The sequence below is a fragment of the Chryseobacterium gambrini genome, from assembly GCF_027920505.1.
In the GTDB taxonomy this organism is placed as follows: domain Bacteria; phylum Bacteroidota; class Bacteroidia; order Flavobacteriales; family Weeksellaceae; genus Chryseobacterium; species Chryseobacterium gambrini.
The window spans coordinates 2262474-2274012 of the sequence record NZ_CP115857.1; the positions used below are offsets into that span (position 1 = coordinate 2262474).

At 34.0% G+C, this 11539-nt stretch carries 9 protein-coding genes; 7 read left to right on the forward strand and 2 right to left on the reverse strand.

Going from position 1 to position 11539, the window contains the following annotated elements:
* The first annotated feature begins 140 nt into the window (after positions 1-140).
* From PFY09_RS10195 to PFY09_RS10215, 5 genes are all read left to right on the forward strand, one after another.
* On the forward strand, positions 141-2321 hold the full coding sequence (locus PFY09_RS10195) for a S41 family peptidase (RefSeq protein WP_271159627.1): 2181 nt from the start codon (positions 141-143) through the stop codon (positions 2319-2321).
* A 58-nt stretch (positions 2322-2379) separates the two neighbouring features.
* Positions 2380-2811 (forward strand): ankyrin repeat domain-containing protein, encoded by a 432-nt coding sequence (locus PFY09_RS10200; RefSeq protein ID WP_116099782.1) that lies wholly within the window; start codon positions 2380-2382, stop codon positions 2809-2811.
* A 138-nt stretch (positions 2812-2949) separates the two neighbouring features.
* A complete protein-coding gene (aspS, locus tag PFY09_RS10205; protein ID WP_271159628.1) occupies positions 2950-4704 on the forward strand; it encodes an aspartate--tRNA ligase in 1755 nt (584 codons plus the stop codon).
* 33 nt (positions 4705-4737) lie between these two features.
* Positions 4738-5268: a hypothetical protein gene (locus tag PFY09_RS10210; protein WP_271159629.1), complete on the forward strand. Its 531-nt coding sequence runs from the start codon at positions 4738-4740 to the stop codon at positions 5266-5268.
* A gap of 46 nt (positions 5269-5314) precedes the next feature.
* Positions 5315-7480, forward strand: coding sequence for a hypothetical protein (locus tag PFY09_RS10215; protein ID WP_271159630.1), 2166 nt, complete (start codon positions 5315-5317; stop codon positions 7478-7480).
* 277 nt (positions 7481-7757) lie between these two features.
* On the opposite strand, the gene PFY09_RS10220 is transcribed toward PFY09_RS10215, so the two are convergent.
* Both PFY09_RS10220 and PFY09_RS10225 read right to left on the reverse strand, forming a co-directional pair.
* A complete protein-coding gene (locus tag PFY09_RS10220) occupies positions 7758-8084 on the reverse strand; it encodes a DUF4870 domain-containing protein (RefSeq protein ID WP_271159631.1) in 327 nt (108 codons plus the stop codon).
* 169 nt (positions 8085-8253) lie between these two features.
* Positions 8254-9927 carry a helix-turn-helix transcriptional regulator gene (locus PFY09_RS10225; RefSeq protein ID WP_271159632.1) on the reverse strand — a complete coding sequence of 558 codons (1674 nt, stop codon included), beginning with the start codon at positions 9925-9927 and terminating at the stop codon, positions 8254-8256.
* Positions 9928-10124: 197 nt separating this feature from the next.
* Here PFY09_RS10225 and ku point away from each other — a divergent pair, with 197 nt between their 5' ends.
* Together ku and PFY09_RS10235 are read left to right on the forward strand one after the other, a co-directional pair.
* Positions 10125-10910: a non-homologous end joining protein Ku gene (gene ku, locus PFY09_RS10230; RefSeq protein ID WP_185208849.1), complete on the forward strand. Its 786-nt coding sequence runs from the start codon at positions 10125-10127 to the stop codon at positions 10908-10910.
* On the forward strand, positions 10910-11512 hold the full coding sequence (locus PFY09_RS10235; RefSeq protein WP_271159633.1) for a DNA polymerase ligase N-terminal domain-containing protein: 603 nt from the start codon (positions 10910-10912) through the stop codon (positions 11510-11512). Before ku ends, PFY09_RS10235 begins: the two co-directional genes overlap by 1 nt.
* Positions 11513-11539 lie beyond the last annotated feature (27 nt).

Here is an 11539-nt window from a genome sequence, read left to right on the forward strand (position 1 = left end):
AAATTAATATTCTTTAAGATTTTAAAACTAAAAAATTCGTTAAAAATATTCCCAAACCTCACAAACTTCCTTAAAACCATTATTCACAAACAATAATATCAGATCTGTCTTTTTAGATTTGACAAAAAAATTTAATCACTATGAAAAAATATTTCATCGTCCCATTTCTTCTATGGGGAATGACTTCTTTTGCCCAGCAAAAAATTGAAAATCTCGATTTTGAAACCTCGGAAAACAATTCTCCTGCCTTATGGAAATTAATGGGAAATAATTCTGCAAAAGTATTTTCAGATTTTAATGAAAAACAGCAGGGAAAGGCATCTGCCGTGATAGAATCTGAAGGCACAGAAGGCTTCAGAGCAATCATGTACACACTTCCCAATAATTATGCAGGAAGAAAAATTACGCTTTCCGGATATCTCAAAACAGAAAATGTAACGGATGGATTTGCGGGATTATGGATGAGAATTGATCCTGAAGTTGCTTTTAACAATATGCAAAACGTTGGTCTGAAAGGTACAAACGACTGGAAAAAATATGAGGTTACCCTCAATATGTCTCCGGAAAACACGCAACAGATCGTTATCGGAGCATTGCTCTCAGGAAAAGGAAAAATCTGGGTAGACGACTTAAAAGTTTCCATTGACGGAAAGGACATTGAAAATGCTAAAATTTTCGAAAAAAAATTAACGAAAGTTGAGCTTGATAAAGAATTTGATAAAGGCTCTAAAATATCCAACATCAACCTCGATCAGAATAATATTGAAAACCTTAAAAAACTGGGATTAATCTGGGGGTATCTGAAATATTATCATCCAGGCGTAGCCGAAGGAAATTACAACTGGGATTACGAACTTTTCAGAATTTATCCTAAGATCGAAAATGCTTCTTCTGAACAGAGAGATCAGATTTTAACAGACTGGATCAAAGGTTTAGGTAAATTTCAGACAGCAAAAAATTCTGAGCCTAAAAATGTGAAGATGAAACCGGATCTCGACTGGATTACCAATTCCGGCTTCTCGAAAGAACTTACAGAGCTGCTTTTACAACTGAAAGATGCCAAAAGACCAAAAGTCAATTATTACGTCGATTTCTTTCCGAATGTAGACAACCCTGATTTCCGGCATGAAAATCCTTACAGAGAGATGAAGTATCCCGATGAAGGTTTCAGACTGCTTTCTCTTTACAGATACTGGAACATGATTCAGTATTATTTTCCTTACAAAAACCTCATCGAGGAAGACTGGAAGGGCGTACTCAAAGAATTTATCCCAAAATTCATCAACGCAAAAGACGAAACGGAATACAATCTCGCTTCTCTGGAACTGATCGGAAGAATTCACGACACTCATGCCAACATTTGGGGAAACAGCAAATCGCTTGAAAAATATTTTGGCGAAAGATATTCTCCGGTAAAATTAACTTTTGCAGAAAATAAACCTGTGGTTGAAGGCTTTTATGACGAAAATTTAGGAACACAGACCGGATTGAAAAAAGGAGATGTTATCACGGAAATTAATGGTGAAAATATGGACAACATCATTAAAAATATGCTGAAATATCTTCCTGCTTCCAATTACCCTACTCAACTTCGGGACATTTCGAGAAAATTGTTGCGAAGCAATGCAGAAACCATCAATCTTACCATTTTAAGAGACGGAAAAACGGAAGAAAAAGCCATCAAAACCTATGCTTATTCAGACATTAAAATAAAAAAAGAGCCGAAAGAGTTTTTTAAAATGCTCGATGGCAACATTGCTTATGTTTATATGGGAAGTGTAAATGCCGATTTTCTTCCTGAAGTTTTTGAAAAAATTAAAAACACAAAAGGTTTGGTTATCGATTTCAGAAGCTATCCTTCAGATTTTGTGGTTTTTAAAATGGGAAAACTGTTAAAATCAGAATCCTCGGATTTCGTAAAATTCACGAATACAAGCAACAGTCAGCCGGGACTTTTCACTTTTACACCAAGCTTAAAAACTCAGGGAACGGGAAAAAAATCTTATCAAGGTAAAATTGCCATCTTAATTAATGAAACCACGCAAAGCAGTGCGGAATATCACACCATGGCTTTCAGAACCGCACCAAATGCAAAAGTTTTCGGTTCTACAACGGCAGGAGCCGATGGAAATGTTTCTGATATAAAACTTCCGGGTAATATTTCCACCATGATCAGCGGAATCGGCATCTATTATCCCGACGGAAAAGAAACCCAGAGAATAGGAATTGTTCCCGATGTAGAAGTAAAACCTACAATAGACGGAATAAAAAACAATAAGGACGAAGTTTTGGAAAAAGCAACAAAATGGATTAATAATTAGCAACATTGATCGAAAAATTTTATTTAGCTTTGTATATTCTTTAGATAAATCAAGTTTTATGAAAAAAATAATTACAGCAACTTTGCTATTCGGACTTTCTGTTTTTGCCAACGGATTATTTGCACAGGAGTTATCAGCAGAACAATTGAATACGTTCCGTACCGATAATCTGGAAAGTTTTCAGAAAGCTTTCAGCCAGGAAGATTTTTCAAAATGCTATACGGTAAATGGTACAAAAACAGATTTACTTTCTTTGAGTGTAAAAGAAAACAAAAAAAATGTGTTCAATTATCTGGTGAGTAAAACTGACGTAAACAAATCATGCAGCGATGTTACTCCTTTGATGAACGCAGCAGCTTCCGGAAATATGGATGCCGCAAAAATGCTGATGAAATTCGGGGCTAAAAAAGAGGCAAAAGACAGCAAAGGCAAAACGGCAAAAGACTACGCTGTTAAAAATAAACAGTCTGCAATGGCAATGGTTCTTTAATTTTTTTAGAGATAAATAATTTAAAACTTCCTTCGGGAAGTTTTTTTGTTTTTAAAACCTGCAAAAATCTTATCTTTGCCAACGGAAAATTCAAGGTTCGGATCTGAGCCTTATACATTGAACTTTAAACAAATAATTATGTTTCGATCGCACACAAACGGAGAATTATCTCTTAAAAATCTTAATGAAGAAGTTACACTTTCAGGATGGGTACAGACTATCCGTGATAAAGGATTTATGATTTGGATAGATCTTCGGGATCGTTACGGAATTACGCAGCTTGTTTTCGACCAGGACCGTTCTACGGCAGAACTGATGGAAAATGCAAAAAAACTGGGACGTGAATTTGTGATTCAGGTTACCGGAAAAGTTATCGAAAGAGTAAGCAAAAACCCCAATATTCCGACAGGAGAAATTGAGATTTTAGTAGAAAAACTAACGGTTCTTAATGAATCTCAGCTTCCGCCTTTCACCATTGAAGACGAAACGGACGGTGGCGAAGAATTGAGAATGAAATACCGTTATCTGGATATCAGAAGAAATCCTGTAAAAGATAAATTGATTTTCCGTCATAAAATGGCACAGAAAGTGAGAAATTATCTTTCAGACAACGGATTTATCGAGGTTGAAACTCCGGTTTTAATTAAATCCACTCCGGAAGGTGCGAGAGATTTCGTGGTTCCGAGCAGAATGAATCCGGGACAGTTTTATGCTTTACCACAGTCTCCGCAGACTTTCAAGCAATTATTGATGGTTGGCGGAATGGATAAGTATTTCCAGATCGTAAAATGTTTCCGTGACGAGGATTTAAGAGCCGACAGACAGCCGGAATTTACACAAATCGACTGCGAAATGGCTTTTGTAGAGCAGGAAGATGTGATGAATGTTTTTGAAGGAATGACGAAAACTTTATTGAAAGATATCACTGGTCAGGAATTCGGAGATTTCCCAAGAATGACTTTCGCTGATGCGATGCAGAAATATGGAAACGACAAACCGGACATCCGTTTCGGAATGGAATTCGTGGAACTGAATGAATTAGTAAAAGGAAAAGATTTCAAAATATTTGACGACGCAGAATTGGTTGTCGGAATCAATGTTGAAGGTTGTGCAGATTATACAAGAAAACAGATCGACGAGCTTGTTGACTGGGTAAAAAGACCACAGATCGGAGCTTCGGGAATGGTTTGGGTGAAATTCCAGAATGACGGGGTAAAAACGTCTTCGGTAAATAAATTCTACAGCGAGGAAGATTTAGCAAAAATTATTGAGAAATTCGGAGCTAAAGAAGGAGACTTAATGTTGATTCTTTCCGGAAACGAAAATAAAGTAAGAACGCAGCTTTCAGCTTTAAGAATGGAACTTGGAAACCGTTTGGGATTAAGAAAAGGAAACGAATTCGCGCCACTTTGGGTAGTTGATTTCCCTCTTTTGGAATTTGATGAAGAAAGCGGACGTTATCACGCGATGCACCACCCTTTCACGTCTCCAAAACCGGAAGATATTCATTTGCTGGAAACAGATCCGGGAAAAGCCAGAGCAAACGCTTACGATATGGTGTTGAACGGAAATGAAATCGGCGGAGGTTCCATCAGAATTTTCGATAAAGATCTTCAGTCTAAAATGTTCGATCTTTTAGGATTCTCCAAAGAAGAAGCAGAAGCACAGTTTGGTTTCTTAATGAACGCCTTCAAATACGGAGCGCCGCCTCACGGTGGACTGGCTTTCGGGTTTGACCGTTTGGTAGCAATTCTGGACGGAAACGAAGTGATCAGAGATTATATTGCTTTCCCTAAAAATAACTCAGGACGTGATGTGATGATCGATGCGCCTTCTTCGATTGCTGATGAACAGCTCGATGAACTGGAACTGAAATTAAATTTAAAAGCATAAATTAGAAGCGGGGATTTTTTCTCCGCTTTTTTTATGAAAACACTAATTTCTCTAATAGCCACTTTAGGATATATTTCTGCAATAGCCTGTGCAGTTTATTTCATAATCATATTTATAAAGAAAATACTTTATTACCCTCCAAACGTAAAAGAAAAAGTTTATGAAGAAATAATGAAGCTCTCTTACATTTCAGGATTATTGCTTGTATTTAGCTCAACCTGCTTTTGGGTAGCTAAAGAAATTGTAGAATATGATTTTAAAAGTACGTTGAGAAAACACACTATTGTTTCAGCAGAAATTGAAAACATATTTTTCAGTCAGGAAGATATGAGAGGTATTTTTGATCATTTCGAAAATGATGAAGGACGTTACAGGTGCGAAAGCTTTAGCGGAATTATTAATCTGGATAACAACGAATCGATTTCTGTTGAAATTATAAAGCATTGCTATGAAAAGAACAGATATATTATTGTTTCTAAACAATACAGCGTAGAATCTACCATTGGAGACATCAACACGGATAAGTTTGATTATTTAAAAAAGAATATTGATAGTATTCAATAATTTTTAAACATACATCTCGTTAATAAAAGAACCATTTCTTTTTGTCATGAAAAAACTAATACCACTATTCTTTTTATTTTTTATCCATTTATTCAATTGTCAATATGCAGAAGGACAATATTATGAAAGTGAAATTTATAAACTAAAATTAAGAATTGAGAAAGGTGACAAAAAAGCTCTCTATGAACTAACGCCTTATTTTGACAGCTCTAAAAAACTGGCAGAATATCTTGGGCATCATTATCATGAAACTGAAGAATTCTATCTTGCAAAAAGAGTTATTGAAGAAAATTTCATTTTTCCTGAGCAGGCAATTAATCTTGAAGAAATAAAAAATTCTGAAACTTATTCTGATTTCTTTAAAAAGAACGAACACAAAATTAAGTATTCTCCAGAATTAAAAACATTTTATATTACCCCTCTCAAAGACAGAAAAGATTTCATAGAATTTCGGGAGCTTCCGATTGCAAAACTACAGAAACTTATTAAAAGACGCTCTGAAATCATCACTAAAGATTGGATAAAAGCAAGAGGAATTGATGTTTTAATACGCCAGAACAATCCCGAATCTCTTGTAAAAATTTGTGAAGAATTTTATCGTTTAAGAGATAAATTTAACTTTTTCAATCGGGATCAGGAAGATTTTCCGGAGCTTTTAAAATTGCTGATTCATAAAGATATTGGTTCTGTCGGAAGAAATGATTACAGAGTATGGGAGACTGATGATCCTAATTTTGATAACAATGCAATCCTTAATTTGCTTATTTATTTCTCAAAAAATTACAAAAATTTTGTTTGGGACAATTCATCCCATTGTTTTATCAACAAATCTTTACAGTCTAAAAATACAGATGAGATCGCGAATCTTTTTGAAGAACTCTACAATGATAATGACTCCATAGCTTTAAATACATTCATTAAGCTTTCGCAAAGCGACACTAAAAGAGTAAACGAAATTAGTGCAGAAAAAGGAAGAAACTTTCTAAGCAGTACTAATCCTATTATTCCAATGTTTCCCTATAGATTTCTTAGCCAGCTATCCCTTCTTACATTGTATTATAGACAAAACAATATCGATTTTCAGGGAACAAAAGACCTTCATACGCACATTGAAAAATTAAGTTCGAAGATTTCTTTTAAAGAAAGAAAGGAGTACGAAAACTATTTAATAGACCATCTTAATTTACAGGATATCCCTCCATTAGAATATTGGTCCTTGATTTATGAAAAAAGACCCAAATTATCAGAATCTGTTTCACGAATTTTAGACATTTATTATACTAAAAACTGGGATACAATTCTCAATGATGAAAAACAGTTAGAATTGTATCTAAAAAAATCTTTATTATACGGAAGAATTGGCATTAACGGAAATATTAATTATTATCTTTTCAAATTCACAGGAAACGGAAATGATGTAATAAAACTTTTAGATAAAATTAAATCAGAAGATCCTGATATTGTTTTTCAAATAGAAAATGCGAAAAAAATGTGTCTGAAAAGTTTTGACTATACCATTTCACCTCAAAAAGTATCCGGTGGAAACTTTAACAGTGAAAAAGTTGATCTGAAAGATGAGACTGAAAAAATAAAAGTTACAGCAAAAGACAATGATGATTTTGAATATAAAATCTTAAAACTTTTTTCAAAAGTGGGGTATTCACAGATTCCTGAAGCACTACAGATTTTAGAAAAATTAAATTTCAAAGAAAATAGCTACAATAACAAATATTCAATGTTTGAAAGAGATTTCGGCTTTTTTGTAATTGAAAACTGGAAAGATAAAAAAGTAAGAGACCAATTTTTATCCGTCTATCAATCACATACGGAAAAAGAGCTTTATAAATATTATCTTGATCTTGCAGGAATTGATTATAAAAACCAGGATGAAAGTTTAGATTACGATAAAATTTATGAAATTCTGAAATTCGATATTGTGACACCTTTCACAGGCAGTCAGGAACTTGAAAATGAAGTTGGCGCTATTGTTAAACTTTTAGAATTAGATCAAAATACAACATTAGGTTATCCGGATAAAATTTGTAATTCTGCAGGAATGTACATTTGTCCACCTTCCGACCGGGCTTGGGAATGGAGAAAATATTTAATAGATAAAAAATTACTTAGAAAAGAACACTCCAAGATCGTTTCATTCAATTATGGCTACTACATCGATAAAATTCTTGTTTACAGAGAAATAAACTCAAAATAAACCATCAAATATTCATCAAACAGCACAACCCTTATATAACTAAATCAATATAAAAAGGAACACTTTAGATCCTTGAATATTTCATTAATCTATAAAAATAAAAAGGTCTGAATTTCTTCTGACCTCTATTCGTTTTTTCTCAGCTCATTTATGAGGATGATTATTATGTTGATGTAATGGGTGTATTTTAAACAGTGATAAGAAAGCTTTTGCAAAAACTGAAAATCTTTTTATAGAGAATAAAAAGATTTGTCAGTCTTTGTGAAGAAATGAATTTTTAATTGATAAAAGAAAATTTATTTACAAACATATTACCGATAAGCGGTAGTGGAGTTTCTTTTTCATTTGCGGCATTTATTATTCCTAAAATCATTAAAATAAAGAATAAATAGCCAATGTAACTTAAAAAGTGCAATGACGGAACAATAGCAGCAACTATCGTCAGCGCAATATTAAATAACGTGGAAACAATTGCCAATCCCAAACTCTGGCTGAGATGAAAATTAACCAGCCTGTCTTTTTGCGATTTGTCTCTTAAAAAAAATGCGATAAGCCATCCGACAAGCGTGATATACGAAATAATTGCTAAAACTTTGTTGTTCATGTTTTGAGTTTTTAAATTTCTGAATAAAATTATTTTCAACCCGGCAAAGATATTATCGGCAAATCAGCAACAGCAATTTTGAATGTCTATAAAGTGTCTATGAGGAAATTAAAAACGTCTACAAAGCGTCTACAATAAAATTAACACGCTTATTTTAAACTAATTACAACTAAGAAAGATGCTGTATAAACTGATCCAGATCTTCGTGTTTCCCCAGATTAAGCTTCTGCTTTATTCTGTAACGCGCCATTCTTATACTTTTGGGCTCAACATTCATCTGGGATGCAATTTCTTTGGTGGAAAGTTTCATCAAAATAAAACCACAATATTTTAAATCCAGTTGAGTAAGATTCTGGTTGGCTTTTTCCAATAATTTATTGAAAAATTCAGGATAAATGGTATTGAAATTAGATCTGAACTTTTCAAAATCATCATCTACCAAAATCCCTTCGTCTATCGCTTTAAAAATCTGATGATCTATGACAGAAGGCGCGGCAGATTTTTTTTCCATCAGTTTTTCTTTAAGATTATTCAAAATTTCATTTTTCTTTTCAAGATGAAGCACACTGCCGATCAATTCTTTACGAACCTGATTTTTCTCAATCTCTAATTGCTTATTTTTCTCCGAAATAAGATGCATTTTCAGCTTATTATTCTTCTGATACTGAAACCAGATGATCAGCATTAATACCATCACAACAATCATGATCAGGATGTAGATTCTCTGGTTGAAATTTTTAGAAGTCAGAGTTTCTATTTTTTCTTCCTTCTCTTTCATTTCATATTTTATAATGCTGTTTTGTATCGCTTTGTTTACATTTTCATCGTTTGCTTTCTTACTTGCAGCCTGAAAAAGCTGGTCGATCCTGTAGAATTCTTCCCAATCTTTTTGCGTCGCTGCGATTTTCTTCAGATCATCATAAAATAAAAGCTCTGTAACAACATCCGGATAAGGCATTTCCTGTGCTTCCTTCAATCCCCGATAAAAAAAAGCTTTAGCTTCATCTATTCTATTCTTTTCCAGAAGAATATCTCCTTTTGCGCCGTAATAATTCCTATATATGGACAGATAGTTATACTTTTTAGCAAGCTTTAATGCTTTATTGAGATAAACATCGCCTTCCGGATTTTTCTTATAAAAAAGCAAATTATATCCGTAATTAAAATATAATGATGCTAAAGCAAATTTTTGAGTGGTTTCATTTTCATTCTGTATCAGATCTGCCGTTTCCTGTAGATATTTTAAAAGCTGATCCGAATTGTATTTTGAAGCCCGGTTAGTATTAAAATCATTCTTCATATAATTGGCAAATCCGCATCTGGCATTAATAATTGCTCCCACATCTTTGCTTCGATCCGCCAGTTCAAGAGATTCGTTCAAAATTTTCACATCCTTATAATTGGAAATATAGAAAACAGAGATTCCTGCATCACTTGCCATTGCAAAATTTTCATTCAGCTTAAAAAGCCTGAAACTCTTTAAAAAATAATTAATTGACTTGTCATTAATCTCAAGGATCATGTACAGCTTTCCTGTTGCAAAATTGTAATAGGCTTCTCCTGAAGAATGCCCATTTGTATTAGAAAATTTTTCAGCTTCGGTAATATACTTTTTCGCAGATTCGTAATCTTTTTTGGTAATGTAGGTTAATGCCAGTAAAGAATTCAGAAGCAGTTGGCTTTCATTAGCTTTCGCAGATTTCTTTAATACAGATAAATCTTTTACTGCTTTGTTTAAATCTTCGTTTCTGTTGTTAAAAATATCAATAGCTTTTTCGTTCTGTGCTAAAAGCAAAGTCTGAAATAAGAATAAAAAAAATACTGTGATTAGTTTAAATTTCATGGAATTTTACAGATATATCTTACTGTGATTAAATAAATGTTACAGTAAAGGTAATATTATACTTCCGGATTCTAACGGAGTATTTCTTACATAACCTGCTCCTAAAAAAACATAAATAACTCAATTGTAATTATTTAAAATATCAAACGACAGTTACACGGCACAATCATTGTACGTTTTACCGAAAATAAAGTACAATGAAAGCAATCTGGAACGGCGCCATTGGCTTTGGATTAGTCAATATTCCTGTAAAAATATATTCTGCTACCGAAACCACCAAACTGGATTTGGATATGCTTGATAAGTCTGATTTTTCGAATATCAGATTTAAAAGAGTGAACGAAAATACAGGCAAGGAAGTGAAATGGGAAAATATTGTAAAAGGATATCTCATGGACGACAAATACATTATTCTGGATGAAGAAGATTATGAAGCTGCAAGTCCTGAAAAATCCAAAATCCTTTCTATTGATCAGTTTGTAAAAGAAAGTGAAGTAGATTCTGTTTATTTTGAAAATCCGTACTATCTCGAACCTCAGAAAAATGGTGAAAATGCTTATCGCCTTTTGCTGAAAGCTCTGGCAAAAACAGAAATGGTGGGAGTAGGAACATTTGTTCTGCGCGAAAGTGAAGCCATCGGAATGATCCGCCCATATAACAATGAAGTGTTGGTTTTAAACCGATTGAGATTCGCACAGGAAATCAGGGATTACGGAGATCTTAAAATTCCGGCGGCGAAAGCTCCGAAACCTGCTGAATTAAAAATGGCAGTAAACCTCATCGAACAGCTTTCACAGGAATTTGATCCTGAAATGTACAAAGACACGTATTCTGAAGCTTTAATGAAGATCATCAAACAGAAAGCGAAAGGTAAGAACATCAAAACGAAAAAAGCCGAACCTGCAAAAGAAGGAAAAGTAATTGATCTGATGGCGCAGCTAAAAGCCAGTTTACAGAATACCAAATCTAAAAACGCATCATAATGGCTCTAAAAGATTACAACCAAAAGCGGAAATTCGATGAAACCAGCGAACCGAAAGGAAAAACAAAAAAGAGCAAAGATCAGCTTATTTTTGTGATTCAGCGGCACGCTGCATCACGACTGCATTATGATTTCCGTCTTGAAATGGATGGCGTTCTGAAAAGCTGGGCAGTTCCGAAAGGTCCTTCACTGGATCCTAAAGACAAACGTCTTGCCATGATGGTGGAAGATCATCCCTACGATTATAAAGACTTTGAAGGAAATATTCCGGAAGGAAATTACGGAGCCGGACAGGTGGAAATCTGGGACAGCGGAACGTATGAACCTCTTGACAACAATTCCAAACTTTCTGACGAAAAAGAGCTGCTAAAAGAGCTTCACGCCGGATCTTTGAAATTTATTCTTCACGGAAAAAAGCTGAAAGGCGAATTTGCTTTGGTAAAAATGAAAAATACAGAAGAAAATTCATGGCTCTTAATCAAACATAAAGACGATTTTGCAGAAAGTGATTATGATGCAGAGGAAAATACCGCGAAAAATTCTCAGGTCACAAAATTTTTAGAGGAAAAAAAAAGCCTCAAAAGCAGCAAAAAAAAGTCATAACCTCAGAAATAAAGCCCAAATTCAAAC

Bases quoted from the DNA above. Each gene is read 5' to 3' on its own strand.
- PFY09_RS10195 (WP_271159627.1), top strand. From the start codon at position 141: ATGAAAAAATATTTCATCGTCCCATTTCTTCTATGGGGAATGACTTCT.
- PFY09_RS10200 (WP_116099782.1), top strand. From the start codon at position 2,380: ATGAAAAAAATAATTACAGCAACTTTGCTATTCGGACTTTCTGTTTTT.
- aspS (WP_271159628.1), top strand. From the start codon at position 2,950: ATGTTTCGATCGCACACAAACGGAGAATTATCTCTTAAAAATCTTAAT.
- PFY09_RS10210 (WP_271159629.1), top strand. From the start codon at position 4,738: ATGAAAACACTAATTTCTCTAATAGCCACTTTAGGATATATTTCTGCA.
- PFY09_RS10215 (WP_271159630.1), top strand. From the start codon at position 5,315: ATGAAAAAACTAATACCACTATTCTTTTTATTTTTTATCCATTTATTC.
- PFY09_RS10220 (WP_271159631.1), bottom strand. From the start codon at position 8,084: ATGAACAACAAAGTTTTAGCAATTATTTCGTATATCACGCTTGTCGGA.
- PFY09_RS10225 (WP_271159632.1), bottom strand. From the start codon at position 9,927: ATGAAATTTAAACTAATCACAGTATTTTTTTTATTCTTATTTCAGACT.
- ku (WP_185208849.1), top strand. From the start codon at position 10,125: ATGAAAGCAATCTGGAACGGCGCCATTGGCTTTGGATTAGTCAATATT.
- PFY09_RS10235 (WP_271159633.1), top strand. From the start codon at position 10,910: ATGGCTCTAAAAGATTACAACCAAAAGCGGAAATTCGATGAAACCAGC.